18 protein-coding genes are annotated in these 23,315 nt (G+C 72.7%); 16 read left to right on the top strand and 2 right to left on the bottom strand.

All coding sequences use genetic code 11. The features are described 5' to 3' along the window. The first annotated feature begins 120 nt into the window (after nt 1-120). From ACTOQ3_RS29105 to ACTOQ3_RS29035, 15 genes are all read left to right on the top strand, one after another. The gene (locus ACTOQ3_RS29105) at nt 121-876 is read left to right on the top strand and encodes a TetR family transcriptional regulator (protein WP_440086611.1); all 756 of its coding nucleotides are present in this window, start codon (nt 121-123) and stop codon (nt 874-876) included. A 10-nt stretch (nt 877-886) separates the two neighbouring features. Beyond that, nucleotides 887-2,779 carry a methylmalonyl-CoA mutase family protein gene (locus ACTOQ3_RS29100; RefSeq protein ID WP_440086610.1) on the top strand — a complete coding sequence of 631 codons (1,893 nt, stop codon included), beginning with the start codon at nt 887-889 and terminating at the stop codon, nt 2,777-2,779. After that, nucleotides 2,776-4,959: a methylmalonyl-CoA mutase gene (gene scpA, locus ACTOQ3_RS29095; RefSeq protein WP_440086609.1), complete on the top strand. Its 2,184-nt coding sequence runs from the start codon at nt 2,776-2,778 to the stop codon at nt 4,957-4,959. Before ACTOQ3_RS29100 ends, scpA begins: the two co-directional genes overlap by 4 nt. Beyond that, the gene (meaB, locus tag ACTOQ3_RS29090) at nt 4,943-5,929 is read left to right on the top strand and encodes a methylmalonyl Co-A mutase-associated GTPase MeaB (RefSeq protein WP_440086608.1); all 987 of its coding nucleotides are present in this window, start codon (nt 4,943-4,945) and stop codon (nt 5,927-5,929) included. The genes scpA and meaB overlap by 17 nt, the downstream gene beginning before the upstream one ends. A gap of 444 nt (nt 5,930-6,373) precedes the next feature. Then, complete coding sequence (locus tag ACTOQ3_RS29085) at nt 6,374-7,762, top strand: cytochrome P450 (protein WP_440086606.1); 1,389 nt, start codon at nt 6,374-6,376, stop codon at nt 7,760-7,762. After that, nucleotides 7,759-8,643, top strand: coding sequence for a terpene synthase family protein (locus ACTOQ3_RS29080; RefSeq protein ID WP_440086605.1), 885 nt, complete (start codon nt 7,759-7,761; stop codon nt 8,641-8,643). The genes ACTOQ3_RS29085 and ACTOQ3_RS29080 overlap by 4 nt, the downstream gene beginning before the upstream one ends. After that, a complete protein-coding gene (locus ACTOQ3_RS29075; protein WP_440086604.1) occupies nt 8,640-10,331 on the top strand; it encodes a prenyltransferase/squalene oxidase repeat-containing protein in 1,692 nt (563 codons plus the stop codon). The genes ACTOQ3_RS29080 and ACTOQ3_RS29075 overlap by 4 nt, the downstream gene beginning before the upstream one ends. A gap of 212 nt (nt 10,332-10,543) precedes the next feature. Then, the gene (locus ACTOQ3_RS29070; RefSeq protein ID WP_440086603.1) at nt 10,544-13,300 is read left to right on the top strand and encodes a nitrate- and nitrite sensing domain-containing protein; all 2,757 of its coding nucleotides are present in this window, start codon (nt 10,544-10,546) and stop codon (nt 13,298-13,300) included. Between the two features lie 99 nt (nt 13,301-13,399). Further along, nucleotides 13,400-13,861 (top strand): roadblock/LC7 domain-containing protein, encoded by a 462-nt coding sequence (locus ACTOQ3_RS29065; RefSeq protein WP_440086602.1) that lies wholly within the window; start codon nt 13,400-13,402, stop codon nt 13,859-13,861. Then, entirely contained in the window at nt 13,858-14,244 is a 387-nt protein-coding gene (locus tag ACTOQ3_RS29060) for a DUF742 domain-containing protein (protein ID WP_440067136.1), read from the top strand. Before ACTOQ3_RS29065 ends, ACTOQ3_RS29060 begins: the two co-directional genes overlap by 4 nt. Next, complete coding sequence (locus ACTOQ3_RS29055; RefSeq protein ID WP_440086601.1) at nt 14,225-14,836, top strand: GTP-binding protein; 612 nt, start codon at nt 14,225-14,227, stop codon at nt 14,834-14,836. The genes ACTOQ3_RS29060 and ACTOQ3_RS29055 overlap by 20 nt, the downstream gene beginning before the upstream one ends. Nucleotides 14,837-15,026: 190 nt before the next feature. Next, complete coding sequence (locus ACTOQ3_RS29050) at nt 15,027-17,045, top strand: CehA/McbA family metallohydrolase (protein WP_440086600.1); 2,019 nt, start codon at nt 15,027-15,029, stop codon at nt 17,043-17,045. A gap of 85 nt (nt 17,046-17,130) precedes the next feature. Beyond that, nucleotides 17,131-17,916, top strand: coding sequence for a polyphosphate kinase 2 family protein (locus ACTOQ3_RS29045; protein WP_440086599.1), 786 nt, complete (start codon nt 17,131-17,133; stop codon nt 17,914-17,916). Between the two features lie 264 nt (nt 17,917-18,180). After that, a complete protein-coding gene (locus tag ACTOQ3_RS29040) occupies nt 18,181-19,632 on the top strand; it encodes a bifunctional phosphatase PAP2/diacylglycerol kinase family protein (RefSeq protein ID WP_440086598.1) in 1,452 nt (483 codons plus the stop codon). Nucleotides 19,633-19,900: 268 nt separating this feature from the next. Continuing rightward, nucleotides 19,901-20,878 carry a hypothetical protein gene (locus ACTOQ3_RS29035; RefSeq protein WP_440086597.1) on the top strand — a complete coding sequence of 326 codons (978 nt, stop codon included), beginning with the start codon at nt 19,901-19,903 and terminating at the stop codon, nt 20,876-20,878. A gap of 82 nt (nt 20,879-20,960) precedes the next feature. Here ACTOQ3_RS29035 and ACTOQ3_RS29030 read toward each other — a convergent pair whose 3' ends face one another. Next, nucleotides 20,961-21,254, bottom strand: a complete 294-nt coding sequence (locus ACTOQ3_RS29030; RefSeq protein WP_362683315.1) for a zf-TFIIB domain-containing protein — start codon at nt 21,252-21,254, stop codon at nt 20,961-20,963. Between the two features lie 45 nt (nt 21,255-21,299). Beyond that, nucleotides 21,300-22,265, bottom strand: coding sequence for a phosphotransferase family protein (locus tag ACTOQ3_RS29025; protein WP_440086596.1), 966 nt, complete (start codon nt 22,263-22,265; stop codon nt 21,300-21,302). A gap of 57 nt (nt 22,266-22,322) precedes the next feature. Here ACTOQ3_RS29025 and ACTOQ3_RS29020 point away from each other — a divergent pair, with 57 nt between their 5' ends. After that, nucleotides 22,323-23,222, top strand: coding sequence for a TIGR03619 family F420-dependent LLM class oxidoreductase (locus ACTOQ3_RS29020; RefSeq protein WP_440086595.1), 900 nt, complete (start codon nt 22,323-22,325; stop codon nt 23,220-23,222). Nucleotides 23,223-23,315: the final 93 nt, after the last annotated feature.

The following is a 23,315-nucleotide window of genomic DNA, read 5'->3' as shown; positions in this document are numbered from 1 at the left end:
CAATTTCACCGATAGTACTATCGGTGAAAAATCGCACAAGGCCTTGGAGGCGATTGTTCGCGCCGGATGTCCGTGGAAGCTCGCCGGTAGGCTTATCGGTGAACGGGAAGCGAGGCGGCAGTGACGAGCACACCCCTGACCAGGAGCGAGGCCAAGGACCTGACCAGGCGCCGCCTCATGCGCGCCGCGTTCGCCATCCTCGACGAGGAGGGGGAGGCGGGCCTGACCACGGTCAAGGTCGCCCGGGCGGCGGGGATCGCCCAGTCCAGTTTCTACGTGCACTTCAAGGACAGGCAGGAACTGCTGCGGGCGCTCGGCGACCGGGTGGGGGAGCGTCTGCGGGGGGCGATGCGCGAGGCGCGGCGCCGGGCGCGCGAGGCCCCCAGCGACAGGGAGCGCCACCGCGAGACCTTCCGGATACCGCTGGAGGCCATCTGCCGGCACCCCGCGCTGTTCCGCCTGGGCCTGCGCGCCCGGCACGACCCCTCGTCGCCGTTCCACGAGTTCGCCGTCGAGAGCGCGGCCGCCTACCGGGCGCACCTGGTCGCGGACCTGGCCTCGTTCGGCTTCCCGGCCGGCCGCGAGAGCGACCGGCGCCGCCTGGAGATGGTCGCCGACGGGATCGGCGCGCTGAGCGACGCGATGGCGATCGGCCACATCGACGGGCGCTACCCCGACCTGGAAGAGGTGGTCGACGTGCTCGTCGCCTTCTCGTACGGATACCTCAGGCTGCTCGGCAAGGACTCCCCGGCGTCGCCCGCCGGCCCCGCCCTCCCGCGTGGCCCCGTTCGGAACGATCCACGAACTCCCCCTATCGACCCCACAATCGGTATCCGTCACGAACCCGGGGGAGGCGCCCGGCGGGACGGCGCCTAGTATCCGGTGCATGACGGTGCCGCCTGAGGAACCTCGATCGGCCGCCGAGTTCCCACCGGTCACCCGTGACCGGTGGCGGGAGCTGGCGCTCGGGGTGTTGCGTAAGTCCGGTGTCGAGACCGGCTCCCCTGAGGAGGAGCTGGCCTCCACCACCCATGACGGTGTGACGATCGCACCGATCTACGACGCGTCCGACCTGCCCGGCGACCCGGGCCTTCCCGGAGCCGCCCCCTACGTCCGCGGTTCCCGCCCCGAGGGGGGCTGGGAGGTGCGGCAGCGCCACGAGGTGCCCGATCCGGAGGCGATCCTGGCGGATCTGGAGAACGGCGTCACCTCGCTGTGGCTCACCCTCGCCCCCGAGGACCTGCCCCGCGCCCTGGAGCGGGTCTACCTGGATCTGATCTCGGTCACGCTCGACGCGGGCAAGCGCACCCGCGAGGCGGCCGAGGTGCTCTTCGCGCTGGCCGGTGAGCGGGGGGTCCAAGCGCCCCCTGGTGATGCGGCCGGCGCGGCCGGCGCGTCAGGCGGGGCGGGGACGGTGTCCGGCGGTGAGCCGGGGACGGCCTCCGGCGCCGCCGGCCGCGCGCCCGGCGGCGGATCGGTGACGCTCACCGGGAACCTGGGCGCCGACGCCCTCGCCGACGCTCGGACCGCGATCGAGCTGGCCCGCCGCTGCGTCAGGGACCACCCGGGGCTCAGGGCGGTCGTCGTGGACGCCACCCCGTACCACGAGTCGGGGGGCGGCGACGCGGAGGAACTCGGCTGCTCCGTCGCCGCCGGGGTCGCCGCGCTGCGGACCCTGGTCGGCGCCGGCCTGACGATGGAGCAGGCGTTCGGGCAGCTGGAGTTCCGGTACGCCGCCACCGCCGACCAGTTCCTCACCATCGCCAAGCTCCGGGCCGCCCGCAGGCTCTGGGCCCGCGTCGCCGAGGTGTGCGGTGTCTCCGGGGCCCCCGGCGCGGCGCAGCGGCAGCACGCGGTGACCAGCTCGGCCATGATGACCGCCCGCGACCCGTGGGTGAACATGCTCCGCACCACGCTCGCCTGCTTCGCGGCCGGGACCGGCGGGGCCGACGCGGTGACCGTGCAGCCCTTCGACGCCCGGCTCGGCCTGCCGGACGCCTTCGCCCGCCGCATCGCGCGCAACACCCAGTCGCTGCTCGTGGAGGAGGCCGGGGTCGCCCGGGTGATCGACCCGGCCGGGGGCTCCTTCTACGTGGAGCGGCTCACCGAGGACCTCGCGGGCCGGGCCTGGACGTGGTTCCAGGAGATCGAGCGCGCCGGGGGCGGCGGGGGCATGGCCGACGCCCTCGCCTCCGGGTTCGTCGCGGGACGGCTCGCCGCCACCTGGGAGCGGCGCGCGGCAGGCATCGCCAGGCGCCGCGACCCGATCACCGGCGTCAGCGAGTTCCCCGATCTGGCCGAGAAACCCCTGAGCAGGCGGCCCAGGCCCGCAGAGGCGGCCGCCGGGAGCGCCGGGGTGCACTACGCGCAGGAGTTCGAGGCGCTGCGCGACCTGGCCGACGCCCAGAAGACCCGCCCGAAGGTCTTCCTGGCGACCATCGGGCCGGTGGCCGCGCACACCGCGAGGGCGTCGTTCGCGGCCAACCTGTTCCAGGCCGGCGGCATCGCCACCGTGACCGGCGGCGCCGTCACGGATCCCGGCGAGATCGCCGCCGCGTTCGCCGCCGGCGGCGCGAAGGTCGCGTGCCTGTGCTCCAGCGACCGGCTGTACGCCGGGCACGCCGAGGCGGTGGCCGCCGCGCTGAGGGGCGCGGGGGCGGTAAAGGTCTGGCTGGCGGGGAAGGGAGAGTTCGAGGGCGTGGACGCCAACCTCTACGCGGGGTGTGACGCGCTCGGCGTGCTCAGGACGACTTTCGAGGACCTGGGGGTGGCCCGATGATTCCCGACTTCTCCGGCATCGAGCTCGGCACCCGGCCGGCGGCCCCGGATCCCGGCCTGGAGGCCTGGGCGCGATCGGTGCGGGAGGCCACCGGGAGCGATCCCGGGGAGCTGGTGTGGGAGACGCCGGAGGGGATCGGCGTCAAGCCGCTCTACACCGCCGCCGACCTGGCCGGGCTCGACTTCCCGGACACCTACCCCGGCGCGGCCCCGTTCCTGCGCGGCCCGTACCCGACCATGTACGTCAACCAGCCGTGGACCATCCGCCAGTACGCCGGATTCTCCACCGCGGCCGAGTCCAACGCCTTCTACCGGCGCAACCTGGCCGCCGGGCAGAAGGGCCTGTCGGTCGCCTTCGACCTGGCCACCCACCGGGGCTACGACTCCGACCACCCGAGGGTGGCCGGGGACGTCGGCATGGCGGGCGTGGCCATCGACTCCATCTACGACATGCGGCAGCTGTTCGACGGGATCCCCCTCGACAGGATGAGCGTGTCGATGACCATGAACGGCGCGGTGCTCCCGGTGCTCGCGCTCTACGTCGTGGCCGCGGAGGAGCAGGGGGTGGCCCCCGAGCAGCTCGCCGGGACCATCCAGAACGACATCCTCAAGGAGTTCATGGTCCGCAACACCTACATCTACCCGCCGGGCCCCTCGATGCGGATCATCTCCGACATCTTCGCGTACACCAGCGAGAGGATGCCGAAGTTCAACTCGATCTCGATCTCCGGGTACCACATCCAGGAGGCCGGGGCCACCTGCGACCTGGAGCTCGCCTACACCCTCGCCGACGGGGTGGAGTACCTGCGGGCGGGTGTCGAGACGGGCCTGGACATCGACGCCTTCGCGCCACGCCTGTCGTTCTTCTGGTGCATCGGCATGAACTTCTTCATGGAGGTCGCCAAGCTGCGGGCGGCGCGACTGCTCTGGGCGCGGCTGGTGTCCGGGTTCGGGGCGAAGAACCCCAAGTCGCTCTCGCTGCGGACCCACTCGCAGACCTCCGGCTGGTCGCTCACCGCCCAGGACGTCTACAACAACGTCGTCCGCACCTGCGTCGAGGCGATGGCCGCCACCCAGGGCCACACCCAGTCGCTGCACACCAACGCCCTCGACGAGGCCCTCGCCCTGCCCACCGACTTCTCCGCGCGGATCGCCCGCAACACCCAGCTGCTGCTCCAGCAGGAGTCGGGCACCTGCCGGGTGATCGACCCCTGGGGCGGCTCCTACTACGTCGAGCGGCTCACCCACGAGCTGGCGACCAGGGCCTGGGGCCACATCGAGGAGGTCGAGGCCGCCGGGGGCATGGCCAGGGCGATCGACCAGGGACTGCCGAAGCTGCGCATCGAGGAGGCCGCCGCCCGCACGCAGGCGCGCATCGACTCCGGGCGCCAGCCGGTCATCGGGATCAACAAGTACCGGCTGGACATCGACGAGCCCATCGACGTGCTGAAGGTCGACAACACCTCGGTACGCGCCCAGCAGCTGGAGAAGCTGCGCCGCCTGCGCGAGGAACGCGACCCCGACCGGGTGGAGGAAGCGCTCACAGCGTTGACAAAGGGCGCCGCGAGCGACGGGAACCTCCTCGCGCTGTCGATCGAGGCGGCCCGCGCGATGGCCACGGTCGGGGAGATCTCCGACGCGCTGGAGCGGGTGTTCGGGCGGCACGCGGCGCAGATCCGTACGATCACCGGTGTCTATCGCGAGGAGGTGGGATCGGGCGTGGACGGAGTCCGCGCGGCCTGCGCCGAGTTCGAGCGCCTGGAGGGCCGCCGCCCCCGCATCCTGGTGGCGAAGATGGGCCAGGACGGCCATGACCGGGGCCAGAAGGTGATCGCCACGGCCTTCGCCGACCTCGGCTTCGACGTGGACGTCGGCCCGCTGTTCCAGACGCCCGACGAGGTCGCCCGCCAGGCGGTCGAGGCCGACGTGCACGTGGTCGGCGTGAACTCGCTGGCCGCCGGGCACCTCACGCTCGTGCCCGCGCTCCGCGAGGCGCTGGCCGCGCTGGGTGCCGACGACATCATGATCGTGGTCGGAGGGGTCATCCCGCCGGGCGACTTCGACGCGCTGCGCGCGGCGGGCGCGAGCGCGATCTTCCCGCCCGGCACCGTGATCGCCGACGCCGCCCGGGGGCTGCTGGCGGACCTGCTCACCCGGCTGGGCCATGACGCGCACTCTTGACGACTACGTCCAGGGGGTGAAGGAGGGGTCCGTGGCGTGGATCGCGCGGGCGATCACGCTGGTGGAGTCCTCCCGAGCCGACCACAGGGACCTGGCCCAGCGGCTGCTGGCCGAGCTGACCCCGCTCGGCGGCGCGGCGCGCAGGGTCGGTATCACCGGCGTGCCCGGCGTCGGGAAGTCCACGTTCATCGACGCCCTCGGCACCCGGCTGACCGGGCAGGGCCACCGGGTGGCGGTGCTGGCCGTCGACCCGTCCTCGACGCGTACGGGCGGGAGCATCCTGGGCGACAAGACCAGGATGGCCCGCCTGGCGGTCGATCCGGACGCCTTCATCCGCCCCTCGCCCACCTCGGGCACCCTGGGCGGGGTCACCAGGGCGACCCGCGAGGCGATGGTCGTGGTGGAGGCGGCCGGGTACGACGTCGTCCTGGTGGAGACCGTCGGGGTCGGCCAGTCCGAGACCGCGGTGGCCGACATGGTCGACACCTTCCTGCTGCTCACCCTGGCCAGGACGGGCGACCAGCTCCAGGGCATCAAGAAGGGCGTGCTGGAGCTGGCCGACGTGATCGCGATCAACAAGGCCGACGGGTCCGAGGGCAGCCCCCACGAGCTGGACGCGCGCAAGGCCGCGAGAGAGCTCGCCGGAGCGCTCCGCCTGCTGGGCGCGGAGCGGACGCCCCCGGTGCTCACCTGCAGCGGGCTGACCGGCAACGGGCTGGACGAGCTCTGGGGGGAGGTCGTCCGGCACCGCGACGCCCTGGAGGCCTCGGGGGAGCTCGCCGAGCGCCGTCGCCGCCAGCAGGTCCGCTGGACCTGGGCCCTGATCACCGACAGGCTGCTCACCCGGCTGCGCGAGCACCCCGAGGTCGCGGCGATCGTCGCCGAGGTGGAGCGCGAGGTCCAGGAGGGTGCCCTCACCCCGTCGCTGGCCGCCGACCGCGTCCTCACGGCCTTCGCCAAGGACGGCTGACGGCTCCGAGCGCGAGCCCGCGGTCACTCCGGGTAACTTCTGGTCGTCGCGCGATCGGCTCCTGATCCGCCGTTAAAGCGCCGGTGTTAAGCGCATGTTAACAAGTCGTGTGTCCGAAAGTGGCAAGATTTATATTCTATATGACCTTGATCACTTCTGGTGGGTCATGTGATACTTCGTGCGAAGATTAACTAATGTTGTGATGTGATGCGCTTTAGCGTGTAAAACACAGAATGAGACAGGCGAGGAGGTCCGGAGCGTCCCTGGATTGCCGGCCGATCGGCCTCTGACCTGTCGGTTGACCAGTCCTCATCCACGCCCCGGGCGGGCGCGGGACAGGTGGGATGTCCCGTTTCCGAACACCGCCGCACTCACCCGTGCGGGCGGTTGTCTCGTGCTGCGCGAATTCACGTCACGCGAGGTGGGAGACGTTTACCTATGTCCATGGACGTGCGCGCCCGTACCGGCCGCCGGGCGAGATCCGTTCCGATGCACCGGGCCCTGCCGAAGCTGCTTCGCGAACCGGCGGGCGCGCTCGCCGAGTTCGCGCGCGAGTCCAGGGGGGAGGTCCTCCGGCTGGAGCTGGGGCCCTTCCGTCCCTACCTGGTCACCCATCCCGACCACGTCCAGAAGGTGATGCGTCTCGAATGGACCAAGCACCAGCGTCTGGGGATGTTCTGGCGCCCCCTGGAACGGCTCTTCGGGCACAGCATCATGAGCGACGGCGAGCACTGGCAGAACAGCCGGAAGGTCCTGCAGCCGCTGTTCACCACGCGGTACATCGCCACGATCGCCGACGAGGTGTCCAGGCGCGTCGCCGGGCGTGTCGAGGAGTGGGACGAGTACGTCCGGTCGGGACGCGACTTCGACGCGGCCACGGAGATGTCCCGGATCCTCAGCTACATCGTCAACCGGGTGCTGTTCGGGGACAAGCTGAACCGGGAGGACGGGGAACGCATCATCCCCGCCTTCGAACAGGCGTCCTATTCGCTCGTCTATCGAATTCTCATGCCGTTCATGCCGTATTTCATGCGGATCCCCGGCGACCGGACCTTTCTGAAGGCCGTCGAATCGATCGACGACGTGGTGTTCCCCATTGTGAGAAAGGCGATGGCGAACCCCGACGACAACGTCGACGTCATCTCCGTGCTCTGCCGGTCCGTGGACGAGAACGGTGACAGGCTCACCGAGAAGCAGATCCGCGACGCGCTGGTCAGCGTGTACGCCGCGTCCTCGGAGACCACCGCGATGGTCCTCACCTGGCTGTGGCTGCTGCTGGAGGAGCACCCGGACGTGGCGACCAGGCTCCAGGCGGAGATCGACGAGGTGGTCGGCGAGGGACCGGCCGTGCCCGAGGACATCCCCCGCCTCGTCTACACGCGCATGGTCCTGCAGGAGACCCTCCGCCTGTACCCGGCGGGCTGGTTCCTGCCCCGCAGGGTGATGGAGGACGCGGAGATCGGCGGCGTGCGGATCAAGGCCGGATCCTCGGTGCTGGTCACCCCGTACGCCACCCAGCGGCTGGAGGAGTTCTGGGAGCGCCCGGACGAGTTCGACCCCGAGCGGTTCGCGCCCGGGCGGTCGGAGAGCGAGGAGCGCAGGCACCGGTACTCCTACTTCCCCTTCGGCGGCGGCCCGCACAGGTGCCTGGGCGAGCCCCTGTTCTACGTCGAGGCGCCGCTCGTGGTCGCGAGCATCCTCAGCCGGTTCCGGATGTCGGTGCGCACCCCCGGGCCGTTCGACACCGGCTGGGCCGCCTCGCTGCGCCCCCGGCAGAAGGTCGCGCTGGGCGTGTCCTTCAACGGCCGCGACCGGAGCGGGGCCCTGCGATGACGCGCCGGCCCGATCCCGGCGTCCGGCCGGACGCCAGGGAGGCCGGGGCGATCTGCGCCCGCGCCGGGCGGTCCCAGCGGGACATGCGGGAGTGGGCGGAGACCTATCCCGGCCTGTTCTCCGCCAAGCCGTTCGACGCGGCCCTGTACAGCACGCTCTCGCTCGCCATGGCGTTCGGCGGCCCCTGGTTCGACGCCGGGCAGTTGCGGACGGCGAACAAGGTCTCCCTGTGGGCGTTCGGCCTGGACTGGCTCGTCGACTACGTCGCCACCTCGTCGTCCGAGGTGGAGGACATCGCCCGGCGGTGCCTGGACGTGGCCGGCGGCGCCCCGCCGGTCCCCGGTGACGACCTCACCCGCATGCTCGGCGACATCCGCGACGAGCTCGCGTCCTCGCCCGCCTTCCCCGAGCTCGGCCCGGTCTGGCGCGACGAGCTGAAGCGCATGCTGGACGGGATGCTCACGGAGTGGCGCTGGAAGACCGACAAGGTCACGCCGACCTACGAGGAGTATCTCGGCAACGCCGACAACCTCGGCTTCTCCTACGTGTTCGCCGCCCACTGGATCCATGTCACGGGCTCCGGCGCGGTCGCGGACATCGGCGCGCTGCGCGAGGCGGGCTGGGCCGTGCAACGGGTCATCCGCCTCCTGAACGACCTGGGCACCTACGAGCGGGACGTCGCCTGGGGAGATCTCAACGTCCTGCTGCTCGGCCTGGACCGCGCCGAGGTGGAGCGGCGGATCGCCGGGCTCGCGGCCCGGAGCCGGGAACTGGTCGCCCCCCTGCGGGCCGCCCATCCGGAGCTGGCGGGCTACATGGAACGGCAGATGGACTTCTGCGCGGGCTTCTACCAGGTCGGTGACTACTGGGGGGATTTGTGAGCGTCGACGGCCTGCTCGCCACCACGGAACCCGGCACGAGAGCCGGCGCCGGGATCGGGGTGGAGGACCACGCCGGGATCGACGCGGCCGCCGAGGCGCGCGAACTGGTCGCCGGGCTGCTGGCCGAGCCCTGGGGCCAGGTGTCCGCCTCGCCGTACGAGACCGGCCGGGTGGTGAGCCTGGCGCCCTGGCTGGCCGGGCACGCCGAGCGGGTCGGGTACCTGCTCGCCACCCAGCGGCCGGACGGCCGCTGGTCCTCGTCCGGTGACCACGCCCTCGTCCCCACCCTGAGCGCGGTGGAGGCACTGCTGGCCGAGCTCGGCCGCGACACCGCCGCCGATCCCGCCCTCCTGGCCAAGGCCGCCGACCGCGGGCTGGAGGCCGTCCGGAACTGGTCCTTCCCGGCCACCTGGCCGCCGGACACGCCCGCGATCGAGCTCATCGTGTCGTCCCTGCTCGCCCTGATCGACGGGCACCTCGGCGGGGAGGGTCCTGAACCGCCCCCGGGCATGGGCGGCGCCAAGCTGGCGGCCGTCAGGGCGTGGCTGATGTCGGGTGCGGCGGTCCCGCAGAAACTGGTCCACGCCCTCGAGGTCGCGGGCCCGGAGGCGACGGCCGCCTCCGGGATCCTCCCCACGCCGATGCCCGGCGGGATGGCGGCCGCCGGTGCCTCCCCGGGGGCGAGCGCCGCCTGGCTGGCCGCGCTTTCCCGGCCCGGAGCCGTGGACGCCTCCGGGGGCGCGGACGGCCCCGAAACCGCGGACGCCTCCGCCTTCGGGGACCGCGCCGCGCGGAGGGCCGGGGACGAGGGCGCCGTACGGCGGTACCTGGAGGCCGTGGTGGCCTCCACGGGCGGGCCGGTGCCGTGCACCCTCCCCGTCACCGTGTTCGAGCGCGGCTGGACGCTGAGCTGGCTGCGGCGTGCGGGAATCCCGGTGGACGTACCGCCGGAGCTGGTCGCGAGCCTGCGGGACGGGCTCGGTCCCGACGGGGTCGCCACGGGCCCGGGCCTGCCCGCCGACGCCGACACCACCTCCGTCGCCCTGTACGCGCTGGCGCTGCTCGGCGAGCCGCGCGAGCCGGAGGGGCTGTGGCCGTTCGAGCTGGAGACCCATTTCTGCACCTGGCGCGGGGAGGAGGGGATGTCCCCGACGACCAACGCGCACGTGCTCGACGCCTTCGGTGAGTACCTGCGCCGGTGCGGGGGAGAGCCCCGCCACGCGGCCGTCGTCGCCAAGCTGGCGGCCTGGTTGCGTGACCGCCAGGAGGCGGACGGCAGCTGGACGGACCGCTGGCACGTCTCGCCGTACTACGCCACGGCCTGCTGCGCGATCGCGCTGCGCGAGTTCGGCGGCGGGAGGTCGGCGGGCGCGGTGGGCGGTGCCGTGGACTGGGTGCTCGGCACCCAGCGCCGGGACGGGTCGTGGGGCCGGTGGGGAGGCACCGCGGAGGAGACCGCCTACGCGCTGCAGACCCTGCTGCTGGCCGGCACGGCGCGGGAGGAGCGGTGGCGGGAGGCCGTGGAGCGCGGGTACCGCCATCTGCTGGCCGCCCGTGACGACGAGGCGCCGTCGCTCTGGGTGGACAAGGACCTGTATCTGCCGGTCGCGATCGTCAGGGCGGCCGTTCTGGGCGCGCTGCACCTGGCGCGAGGCGCGCTCGACATTCCCGAGGATGACTCGTATTGAGAATTGACCGTGAATTCAAAACAGGACACAAGGGTGTATCCACTCTGTCCGTCTTGAGGGTTTTTAGTGACATTGCTATGGTTCGGCGGGTGTGATGTGGGGTGTCTCGCTGACCCCCGCGATGTGGCGACCGTTTGACCTGTTTGACCGGTATGTGTCAACCGCCATGAAAAATGCCGGCTATTTTCTTTCTCCTTCCCGGGGTGGATACCATGCGCTTGCGTAACGCGAGCTTGCGGACCAAGGTCACGGCACTTCTGGTGTCGCTCACCGCGCTCTGGGCGTTCACGGCATGGGTGACGGTCCGTGACGGTCTGAACATGCTGGGCGTGGCGACCCTCAACACCGAGGTCGCCGACCCGAGCGAGCGGCTCATCGTCGAGCTGCAGGCCGAGCGGCGGCTGACCGCGATCACCCTGGGATCGGCCGGCGCGGAACGCCAGCGGCGCGAGGCGATGGCCGCCCAGCGCAAGCGCACCGACGCCGCCGACGCGCACTTCCGGAAGCTCACCGGCGGCAGCGGGGTGCGGCTGCTGGGAAGTCCCGCTCTCGAGCGCCGGCTCGGCGAGACCCGCGAGCTGATGGACGACCTGCCCGCCGCGCGCAAGGCGATCGACGCCGGCCGGGTCAACCGGACCTGGGCGGCCACCGAGTTCACCGCCATCGTCGACTCGATCTTCCGCGTCTACGACTCGCTGGCGACGCTGGACGACGAGGAACTCGCCAAGGACACCCGCACGCTCATCGGGATGAACCGGGCCCGGGACATGCTGGCCCAGGAGGACGCCCTGGTGATGGGCGCCCTGACGGCGGGCCGGTTCGCCGACGGCGAGCAGGTCAGGTTCACGCAGATGGTCGGCACGCGGCGCTTCGTCACCGACCAGGCGGTGGCCGAGCTGCCCGCCGCCGACCAGGAGGCCTACCGGCGGCTGGTCGCCGGCGATCAGTTCGTCCGGCTGCGCGCCATGGAGGACCAGCTGATCGAGGACCCGAACGTGGTGCAGGCCGGAGTGATCGACGTCACGCGGTGGAGCTCCGACGCCCAGCCCGCGCAGACCAAGTTCACGCAGGCCGTGCTCGCGGCCGGCAGCGGCGTGGTCGAGCGGTCGGGCCCGGTCGCCGCCGGCGTCATCGTACGGCTCGCGCTGGCCGGCGGCCTGGGACTCGTGGCCGTCATCGCCTCGGTCGTCCTGGCCATCACCACGGCCCGCGCCCTGGTCCAGCAGCTGGAGAAGCTGCGGGCCGCCGCCTGGGAGCTCGCCAACGAGCGGCTGCCCGCCGTGGTCGAGCGGATCGGTCACGGGCAGGTGGTGGACGTCGCGGCGGAGGCGCCTCCCCTCAAGTTCGGAGACGACCAGATCGGGCAGGTCGGCCAGGCGTTCAACGCCGTGCAGCGGACCGCCATCAAGGTCGCCGCGGAGCAGGCCCAGCTGCGCCGCGACATCGCCGACATCCTGCGCAACCTCGCCCGCCGCACCCAGTCGCTCGTGCACCGCCAGCTGAGCGTGCTCGACGTCATGGAGCGGCGAGAGAACGATCCGCAGGAGCTGCGCGACCTGTTCCGGCTCGACCACCTGGCGACCCGCATGCGGCGCTACGCGGAGAACCTCCTCGTGCTCTCCGGCGCGGCGCCGGGCCGCGCCTGGCGCGACGCGGTCCCGATGATCGACGTGGTCCGCGGCTCCCTCGCCGAGATCGAGGACTACACCCGGGTCGACGTGATGCCCCTGGGGGAGGTCTCGCTGGACGGCCGGGCGGTGAGCGACGTCATCCACCTGATCGCCGAGCTCGTCGAGAACGCCGCCTCCTTCTCCCCGCCCTACACGACGGTGCAGGTCGGCGGATACCCGGTGGCGCACGGCTACGCGCTGGAGATCGAGGACCGCGGCCTGGGCATGAGTCCCGCGGACATCGCGGACGCCAACGAGCGGATCGCCAACCCCCCGGAGCTCAAGCTCTCCGGCAACGCCCGCCTCGGCCTGTACGTCGTCAGCCGCCTGGCCGAACGGCACGACATCCGGGTGACCTTCAAGTCCTCCCCGTACGGGGGCACGACCGTCGTCGTCCTCATCCCGCAGGAACTGATCAGTGAGGAGGACCCGGGCCCCTCCGTCGGGGTCGGCGTGCCGCAGGCACGCCCGGCGAGCGGCAAGGAGATGAACGGCGCCACCTCCGCGGTCGCCGCGGTCCGCGGCAGGGTGGGCGACCCGTTGGGCATCACCGGCGGCCCCGTGCGGGCCGCAGGGGCGGAGGGAGAGGTCATCAGCGAGCACGTTCCCGGCACCGGGGCCGAGGCGTGGGAGCCGTCGCCGCCCGCCAACGGCAGGTCGCATCCGGCGGGCCCCGCGCCCTCCGGCCTTCTCGCCGACCAGGCGTCCTCCGGCGGCTTCGCCGACCCCGGCAGTTTCTTCACCCCGCCGCACACCGGCCGTTCCACGGATCCGGGCCTTCCGGCAGGCCGGGCCGACCAGACGCCCTCCGGACGGCATTCCGCGGGCCCGGCGCCCGCGGAGGGTTTCACCGATCCGACGTTTCCCGGCCGCTTCGCCGATCCCTCGGCACTCAGGCAGATGCCCGAGACCGGGGCACCCGGCCGGTTGCCCGATTTCACGAGCCCCGGATCCCCCGCCTCGCCGGGTGCTCCCGGCGCGGGGCCCGACGACTCCGGCGCCCACGGGCGTCCGGGCGGCTCCGGGACGTCGCTGCCGCCCGTGCTGCCCCCGCCCGACAGCAGTCACACCCCGGGTGGCCTGCCGAGGCGCGTTCCGCAGACCCACCTCGCCGCCCCCCTGCAGGAGGACGAGCCCGCGCCGCCGCCCCCGGCCGACGACGCCGCCGAGCGCTCGCCGGAGATGATCCGCGCGGCCATGTCGTCCTTCCAGGCCGGTACGCGCCGAGGCCGCGACGACGCCGCCCAGTTGCTCGATCGCGACGGCGATCCCGCGGACGAGGGCGGGCCCGCCGTGTGACCCCAGTGAACGATCTCAAATCGCGCGTGCCAGGCAGGCGCCGATGAGCCGCCGGGAACCGGCGACGTGACGTCGGAAGGCAGAAGGAGAGGACAACGAGTGGTGCAGGGAACAGGATCCTTCACGGACCTGGCCTGGTTGCTGGACGACCTGGTCTCGCGGGTGGAGGAAGCTCAGCACGGAATCGTGTTCTCCACCGACGGCCTGTTGCTGGCCGCGTCGGCGGGATTCTCCCCGGCCGACGCCGAGCACCTGGCCGCCGTCGGGTCGGCGATCCAGAGCCTGGGCCGCGGGGTGAGCGACCGGGTCGGTGGCGGGCCGATGCGCCAGACCATCATCGAGATGCGGACGGCGTACCTGATCGTCACCGCCGCCGGGCAGGGAGCCTGCCTGGCGGTGTTCTGCAGCGCCGAGGCCGACGTCGGCCTGGTGGCCTACGAGATGGCCATGCTCGTCACCCGCGTGGGGCAGTACCTCACCTCGCCCACCAGGACGGCCGAGTCCTCCTTCAGGGCCGACTCCCTCAGGGCCGACTCCTTCAGAGGCGACGGCACACGATGAGCATCTTCGACGAGCAGCCCGACACCCAGTGGGTCGGCGACGAGGCGGGGCCGATCGTCAGGCCGTACGTCCTGACGCGGGGCAGGACCGAACCGAGCCGCGGCCGGTTCGACCTCATCACCCTGGTGGTGACCATCCGGCAGGTCTCGTCGAGGGAACCGGGGCTGGACCCGGAGTGCCTGGCCATCGTCCGGCTCTGCCGGCAGGCCCAGTCGGTCGCGGAGATCGCGGCCCACACAAACCTTCCGGCAGGCACGGTCCGTGTCCTGCTCAGCGACCTGCTCGACCAGGGATTCATCGCCATGCAAGAACCGCATTCGGAGACGGACATGCACGACGAGAGGCTGTACAGGGCGGTGCTCGATGGACTCCGTGCGCTCTAGTCGCGACGCCGGGCGCGTGAAGCTGCCCAAGGCGATCAAGATCCTGGTCGCCGGTGGGTTCGGCGCGGGCAAGACCACGCTGGTCGGCGCGGTCTCGGAGATAGAGCCGCTGCGCACCGAGGAGACCCTGAGCGACCGGGGTATCGGCGTCGACGACCTGTCGGGCGTGGAGACCAAGAAGACCACCACGGTCGCGATGGACTTCGGCCGCATCACCATCGGCGACGACTACCGCCTCTACCTGTTCGGCACGCCCGGCCAGGAGCGCTTCTGGTTCCTCTGGGACGAGCTGGCGCTGGGCGCGCTGGGCGCGGTGGTCCTCGCCGACACCCGGAGGCTGGCCGACTGCTTCCCCTCGCTCGACTACTTCGAGCGGCGCGAGACGCCCTTCATCGTCGCGGTCAACTGCTTCGACGGGGCCCGCCGCTACGAGCTCGACGAGGTCAGGCTCGGGCTGACCCTGCACGAGGACATCCCGATCGTGCTGTGCGACGCCAGGCAGCGGGAGTCGGGCAAGGAGGTGCTCATCACCCTCGTCGAGCACGCGATGCGGATGCGGCTGGGCACGACGTCCCAGCCGTCGGGCGCCTGACCTCCCGCGGGACGGGCAGCGGCCCGCGGACGCGACGGGCCCTTCCGGGGCGGATCATCACCGCCCCGGGAGCGTTTTTATCCCTCCGGTAGGGACGAATCCCTCACCGCCGGACGCCTTGCGACAACACCCCGTATCCGGCGTGTCACGATAGCGGCGATCACCTGCGTCCTACCGTGCGGGGAGACCTATGTGTGACGATCCGACCATTCCTCACACAGTCGCGCGGGCGCTCGGAGAGTACCGGGCGCTGCTGGACGAGCACGGGGTCACCTGGGGCGAGGATCCCATCTTCTACGTCAGGTCCATGGCCACCGACGCCTACCTGATGGGCACGACGAGCTTCTGGGAAGTCTGTTACGGCATGCTCGGCACCCGCTATCCCGAGGTGCCGTTCGAGGAGCTCAGGGACCGTCTCGACGAGCTGGACATGGACGAGGTCGTCCGCGGCGTCCTCGCGGGCCGGGTGCTCGGCAACCTCGCCGCGCTCCGCCTCACCGACGGGGGAGTCGCGCTGCGGGCACGGGCGCAGGCCGTGCTGGACGGCAGGCCCCTGCGCACGACGCTGCTGCTCGACTCCAGCAGGTCCGGTCCGGTCACCGTGCTGGCGGACGGGCGGGCGCACGTGGTCGGACCCGGCGGCGCCCGGCTCATCAAGATCACGAGCCGGAGCGAGGTGGTCGCCGACGGCGTACCGGTCGACCTGTCGCCGCTGACCCGCCCCGCCCCCGCGGCCCGCCTCCGGGTGCGCGCGGGCTTCCCGTGCAAGTGGAGCGTGTACGGCGAGCACGGCCAGGGCTGGTACCCCGAGGGAGCCCCCGACCGGCACGACTACCACGTGATGCCCTACTTCCACGGGGACGACCTGGTCCTGGACGTCCCGGCCGAGACGCTGACCGTGCGGGTGTCCAGGGGCATGGAGTACGGCTCGGCGCAGGTCACGGTTACCCCCGCGCCGGACGGGGAGACCCTCGTCGAGCTGACCCCGGAGCGGCTCTACGACGCGGCCGCCCTGGGCTGGTACGGCGGGGACATGCACGTCCACCTCAACTGGGCGGGCGACATGGTCGGCACGTCCGGACTCGCGGGGATCATGCAGCACGGCGAGGACCTGCACGTCCTCAACCTGGTCGCCGGGAACGTCTCCTCCGAGCGGGTCTACGACTCCGAGGCGCTCGAGCACTGGGCCGGGCGGGACCTGCCCTGGTCCGACGCCTCCCACGTGGCGAGGATCGGCGTCGAGTACCGCAACGACCTGCTCGGCCACCTCTACGCGTTCGGCGTCTCGGCCCCGCCCTCGCGCTTCCACACCGGTTTCCTCGGCACCGCCGACTGGCCGCCCAACAGTGTCGCCTGCGAGGAGCTCCGCGGCCTGGGGGCCGTCACCGGCTACAGCCACCCCTTCCACAACCCGTTCAGCGACATGGACGGACCCGACAAGGCACTGCGGTGGGGGCGCAACTGCTCCTCCCGGGAGATCGTCGCCGACGCGGCGCTCGGCCTCGTCGACACCCTGGACGTGCTCAGCCAGACGTCGATCACCGCGACCGCCGCCGTCTACCGGCGCCTGATCGGAGCGGGCAACCGCGTCGCGGTCACCGCGGGCACCGACGCGATGGTCTCCTTCGCGCGGCGGGGGAACCAGTCCAACCCGCCCGGCTGGGCGCGTGTCTACGCCCGGGTGGACGGGCCGCTGACCGCCGCGTCGTTCGCCGAGGCGGTCAGGCGGGGCCGTACCTTCGGCACCACGGGGCCCTGGCTGGAGCTGTCGGTCGCGGGCCACGGCCCCGGGGCCACCCTGGACCTGTCACCGGGGGAGCGGGTCACGATCACCGTCCGGTCGGTCGGCCCGGAGGTGGAACGGCTGGAGATCCGCACCGCGGACGGCGTGCTGGCCGAGGGGCCGCCCGGCGAGCTGACCGCCGAACTGGTCGCCGGCGACCCCACCTACGTCGTCGCCCTCGCCACCGGCGGACCGCACGAGCGGTCGTTCACCGGCGAGGTGTACGCCCACACCAGCCCGGTCTACCTCGACGTGGACGGCCGTCACGTGGCCAGGGCCGAGGACGTCGGCTGGTGCCTGGAATGGCTGGACGCCCTGGAGACGCTGCTGCGGAAGGAGGGCACCTTCGAGACCGGCGGGCAGCTCGCCGACCACCTCGCCCTGATCGGCCGGGCCAGGGAGGTCTACCGGGACCGCCTGGCCTGACGGCGCGCGGCGGCGGGACACGGATCGCCCGCCTGGACCGCCCGCCCGGACCGCTCGCGGGCCGGGACATGCGAGGCTTGTCGGTATGAACCGCCTGTCTGAGGTCGACCTGTCGCAGAAGCTCACCAAGAAGGACGCCTCCGAGCGTCTCGACGCCGCCCTGGACCGCCTGCTCCACCTGCGGCTCACGCTCGGCGGCCAGGTCGGCGAGCAGCGCATCGGCCCGCCGCTGTGCGTGGTCTTCGAGGGCTGGGACGCCTCGGGCAAGGGAGGGGCGATCAAGCGGCTGGTGCGCCCGCTGGACCCGCGCCACGTCCGCGTCGCCCAGTTCGCCGCGCCGACCTACGACGAGAAGCGCCACCACTTCCTGTGGAGGTTCTGGCCGGTCCTGCCCGGCTGGGGCGGGATGGCCGTGCTCGACCGCTCCTGGTACGGCCGGGTGCTGGTGGAGCGGGTCGAGGGCTTCGCCACCGAGGAGCAGTGGTCCCGCGCGTACGGGGAGATCGTGGAGTTCGAGCGGACCCTCGCCGCCGAGGGCATGATCATGGTCAAGTTCTGGATGCACGTCTCCGAGGAGGAGCAGCTCAGGCGCTTCCGGGATCGGGCCGGCGACCCGCTGCGGGCGTGGAAGCTCACCGACGAGGACTGGCGCAACCGCGAGAAGCGCCCGCGGTACGAGGTCGCGGTGGAGGAGATGCTCGCCCGCACCGACCACCCGAAGGCGCCCTGGCACGTGGTCCCCGGCGACGACAAGCGCCTGGCCCGCGTCACGGTCGCGGAGACCGTCTGCGCCGCGATCGAGGCTGAACTCGCCGTCAGGGGCCACGAGCCGGTGATCTCCTCCCCGACGGGCGGCGCCGCCGGCGAGTAGCGAGGCCGTCGCCGTCGTCGCGGTGGTCCCCGTCGTCGGTGTCGCCGTTGCTGTCGCTGTCGGTGTCGCCGTTGGTGTCGCTGTCGCCGTCGGTGTCGTCCGCGCCGTTCCGCCGAGAAGTATGGGAGCGGCGGAAACGCCCCGGGCACGGGGGCACGCGGCAGAATCGAATGGCTGTCCTTTCGTCCGTCGTGAGCGGTTCGTCGTGGCAGTTGGTCGTTGCTGTTCGTCATTGCTTCTCTTCATCGCAGGAAGGTGCGGCGCATGCGGTTGGGCTCGCGGCTGAGCAGGCTGGACCGGCGGGTGTTCGCCATGGTGGCGGGCGCCAGGTTGCCCGGTCTCGAACGCGTCGTGCCCGCGCTGTCGCGCGCGGCCGACAACTCGCTCCTGTGGGCCGGGGTGGCGGGGGCGCTGGCGGTCAGCGGGCGGCGGCCGCTGCGCCGGGCCGCGACCAGGGGGCTGCTCGCGGTCAGCCTCGCCAGCCCGCTGGTCAACCTGGTCGGCAAGCAGGCCTTCCGCAGGAACAGGCCGTCGGCCGAGGGGCTCCCGCTCGCCCGGCTGATCAAGATGCCCGCATCGGCGTCGTTCCCCTCGGGCCACTCCGCCACGGCCGGCGCCTTCGCCGCGGCCGTGGCGCTGGAGGCGCCCCGCGTGGTCGCGGTCCCCGTCGCGCTCCTCGCGGCGGCCGTCTGCTTCTCCCGCGTCTACACCGGCGTGCACTATCCCGGCGACGTGCTCGCCGGAGCCGGGATCGGTGTGGCGGCGGGGCTGATCACCCGTCGCATCTGGCCCGACGCCGGCGAGGCGGGGCAGGCGCGCGCCGCCCTCACGGCGCCGTCCGCGCGGCTCGACCCGGAGGGCGAGGGGACGGTCGCCGTGGTCGACGGCTCCGCCGACGCCGTCGCGGGAACGGCCGAGGCGCTGCGCGAGGCCCTCCCACGGGCCGAGGTCGTCGAGGTGGCGCCGGGCGCCGACCTCGGGGCCGCCGTGCGGGACGCCGCCTCGCGGGCCAAGGTGCTCGCGGTGGCCGGGGGAGACACCGTGGTCAACCTGGCGGCCCAGGAGACGGCGGGCGGGGCGACCCCGCTGCTCGTCGTGCCCGCGAGCGCCCACGGCCGGTTCGCCCGCGCGCTCGGGGTGGAGACCCCCGAGGAGGCCGTGACGGCCTACCACAGCGGCGACCTCGTGGCCGTCGACGTCGGCGAGGTCGCGGGCCGGACGTTCGTCAACACCGCCAGCGTGGGCGTCTACCCGGCGCTGGTGGAGCGCAGGGAGCGGCGGCAGGGCCGGATCGGCAAGTGGCCCGCGCTGTTCTGGGCCATGGCCGAGGTGCTCGGCCCAGGGGGCGCGCAACCCGTGGATCTCGTCGTGGACGGGGTCCCCCGGCGCGTCTGGATGGTCTTCGTGGGCAACTGCCGCTACGAGGCGCGCGGCGGAGCCCCCTCCAGGCGGCAGCGCCTGGAGGACGGCCTGCTGGACATCCGCGTGCTCGCCGCCGCCGACCGGCTGCCCCGGCTGCGGGTGTTCCTCAGCCTCCTGGCGGGACGGGTGAAGCTGTCACGCCACTACCAGCAGTGGCAGGCCGACACGCTGCGCGTCTCCGCGCCCTCGGGAAAGCTGCGGCTGGCACGCGACGGCGAGACGTTCACGGTCACGGGCGAGGTGGAGTTCACCAAGCGCCCGCGGTCGCTCCTCGTGATCCGGCCGGCCGGCTGACCTCCGGACGGCGTCCCGGCCACGGCCGGCCGGGACCCGGCCGTGACCGCGCCGCCGTCGGCGGGGCCGCCCGCCGTCGCGGGGCGACCGCGCGCACCGGCCCGGGAAGCGGGGCGCGCTCGTCGTCGCCGGCCACGACCTGCCGTTCCTGGAGTCGATCGGCATCACCCGGTGGCTGTCCGCGGACCGGGAGGGGGGCGCTGTCAGAGATTGCCGATTCCCGGGCACTGTTTGACGCCCAGTGATCGATCCGGCGATAGTTGTGCAGGTGACTACCCCCCGATTGCTCGCCTGTGCCGTGGTCACCCTGGTGGCCCTCACCGCCTGCACCCCGTCTCCGGGCGACCCCGTGGTCGGCCCGGCCACCGCGGGCGGCACGGTGGGAACGGGACAGGGATCCGGTGACCGGATCTCCTCACCCCCCACCGGCTCGCCCGCCGCCGTGACGCTGACGCCCGACGAGTACCGGGCCGAGCTGGAGGAGGCGCGCGGCCCGGTGCGCGACGCGGTGAAGAAGCTGGCCGCGACCGGCGGGCTGAAGACCCTCGGCAAGCAGTTGCAGAAGACCTCCGGCGCGGTGGAGGGCGCGGTGACCCGGCTGTCCGCGCTGGCACCTCCCGCGGAGGTGAAGGCCCAGCACGACAGCTACGTCGAGGCTCTGGGACGGCTGCGGACCTCTTTCGACACCGCCCGCCAGGACGCCGAGGAGCAGCGGGTGTGCACCGGCCCGGCCGTGCTGACCGGCATGGCCGAGGCGGACCAGCTGTCCGACGTGGAAGACGTCGCCAAGACGCTGAGCGGGTATCCGGCGAGCGTCATCCCGGTCAAGGCGGCCAAGAAGCGCGACCGCCGGCTGTCCAACGGCAGGTTCATCGCCTCCGAGGGGCGAACGGGCCGCGCCTACCTCGAACTGCGCAACGGCACCAGGCAGGACGCCGTCGTCGTCCTGGTGCGCGGCAAGAAGAAGGCCGTCACCGTGTACGTCCGCAGGAAGTCGAACTTCAAGATCCGGGGTGTGCGGGACGGCAGCTACAAGATCTACTACACCCTCGGCCAGGACTGGGACGCGAAGGCGCGCACCTTCACCCGCTCGTGCGCCTTCGAGCAGTTCGGCAAGTCCGTGCGGTTCAGGACCGTCCACACCGCGACCCAGATCCGCTGGACCGACTGGACGATCACCCTGCACGCCGTGACCGGCGGCACCGTGAAGCCCAAGAAGGTCAAGCCGGGCGACTTCCCCACCTGACGCGCCGCCTTCCCGGAGGCGCCGGGAACGCGAAGACCGCGACCTCGTGACGAGGTCGCGGTCCCGGTGTCACCTCGGCCGATCAGGTCGAGAAGAGCATCCCGACCCAGCTGCGCTGGCGGTGGTGGCCGTAGTGGCCGCCGTGGTGCTGTGCACCCCAGGCGGGAGCGCCGTAGCCGGGAGCGCCGTGCACGGGCGGCGGGGGCGGCGGCGGCGGAGCTGCGTGGGACTGCTGCGACCACTGGCTCTCCATGCGGGTCAGCGTCTCGAGCTCGCCGTAGTCCAGGAAGATTCCGCGACAGCTCTCACACTGGTCGATGTGAACGCCGTTGCGCTCATAGGTGCGCATGGCGCCCCGACACTTGGGACACTGCATCTGGCTGGTCTCCTTGTTCTGGCGTGGTAACCGAGTAACCACAACCTACTGCGTGGGCACACTATGGCAGGCGCTTCGATGCCGGACAATCCTCAGGCAGGACTCGACCAGGACCTCCTCCACCTCGTCCAGCGGACGCCCCTCCCGTCCCGCGGCGGCCACCGCCGCCGCCGCGAGCTGCACGGTCATCGCCTGCGCCGGGATCTCCAGCCGTCCCCACGGGTCGCCGTCCCGCGGGACGGCGACCCCGCCCGCGGCGCGGTAGGCCTCCAGGAAGCGGTGCCACACCTCGGGCTCCAGCAGTCCGGCCGCGAACCAGGCGGCGGGCCTGGACAGGTCCCAGGCCTGGTCTCCGACGCCCAGGTCGTCGATGTCGATGAGGATCCACTCGTCCGGCGCGCGGACCATCTGGCCCATGTGCCAGTCGCCGTGGGTCAGGCCGCCGGAAGCGGCACCGGAGGAGCCGCCGGGAGCCGTACCGGAGGAGCCGCCGGGAGCCGCGCCGGGCGGGTTCGTGCCGGGCGCGGACGGGACGGGCAGGCAGGTGAAGGCCCGGCGCACCGCCACCTCGGCGGCGGAGCGGTCGCCCAGGCGGGCGACGGTCGAGGCCACCCGCGCCGGTCCCCCCGCGGCCCGCAGCGGGGGCAGCGCCCGCACCGGTACGGCGTGCAGCCGCGCGAGCAGCCGCCCGGCCGCCTCCCAGGGCGCCGCGTCCGGATCCGCGTGGTCCACCGGCGTCCCGGCCGGCCAGACGGTGACCAGCCGGTCCCCGGCGGTCATGACCTCCTCGGTCACCGGTTCGAGCATGATCCCGCGCAGTGCCGGGTGCGCGGTGGCCCGCATCCGCTCCACCAGCGGTTCCCGCTCCGCCCCCGGCGCGTGCGCCTTGACCACGACGGAACCGGCCCGCACGATGATCACGTCCGGCCTGGTCGGCAGCACCGTGCCGGGCGCGCCGCCGTATCGGGCGCCGATCCGGCGCAGTTCGTCGATCAGGTCCTCGCTGTCCATCCGGCAAGTGAACCACCGGTCGCCCGTCCCGCCGACCGGCGGCCTAAAGTGCGAGGTATGAGGATCGGTTTCGCGGTGCCGGTGTCGGGGTCCTGGGCGACGCCGGAGAACATGGCGCGGATCGCCCGGGGCGCCGAGGAGCTCGGCTACCACGAGCTGTGGACCTTCCAGCGCCTGCTCCACCCGCGGGGCCACGCCATGGGCCCGACCTACCGCAGCGTGCACGACCCGGTGGTCACGCTCGCCTACCTGGCGGGCCTGACGAGCCGCGTCCGGCTGGGAGTGGCGGTGCTCAACATGCCGTTCGCCTCGCCCGCGCTGATGGCCAAGCAGCTCGCGAGCCTGCAGGCGGTCTCCGGCGGGCGGCTGGACGCGGGACTCGGCCTGGGGTGGCTGCCCGAGGAGTTCGCCGCCTCCGGGGTGTCGTTCGAGCGGCGCGGGCGGCGTGCGGAGGAGTACGTCCCGCTGCTGCGGCGCCTGTGGACGGAGGAGACCGTGGAGCACGAGGGCGAGTTCTACGAGCTGCCCCCGGTGCAGCAGGATCCCCGACCGTCCGTCGTGCCGCCGATCCTGCTGGGCGGTGCCGCCGAGGTGGCGCTGAGACGCGCGGGGCGGCTGGCGGACGGCTGGATCAGTTCGAGCCGCGAGGACCTCGACGGCATCGGCGAGAAGATCTCCGTCGTCAAGGAGGCGGCTCGCGCCGCCGGGCGCGACCCCGAGGCGCTGCGCTTCGTCACCCGGGGCGTCACCCGCGTCCGCCCCCCGGGAGCGGCCGGGCGCGAACCGCTGACCGGCTCGTTCGAGGAGATCCGGCGCGACGTCGACGAGCTCGCGGCCAGGGGGGTCACCGACGTCTTCCACGACCTCAACTTCGACCCGGAGATCGGGTCGCCCGACGCCGACCCCGGGGAGTCGATGCGCAGGGCGGAGGCGGCACTGGAGGCGCTCGCGCCCTGATCGGGCGTGCGCTTCGAGGTGCCGGGAGGCGGCCGGCGAACGGACCCGGCGGGCCACGCGGTGCGCCGGAGGCTCCGCCCGGCCGGCCTTCCC

The organism is Streptosporangium sp. LJ11, from assembly GCF_051918945.1.
In the GTDB taxonomy this organism is placed as follows: domain Bacteria; phylum Actinomycetota; class Actinomycetes; order Streptosporangiales; family Streptosporangiaceae; genus Streptosporangium.
The sequence above is the reverse complement of the archived record's forward strand: the minus strand, read 5'-3'. Positions and strand labels throughout refer to the sequence as shown.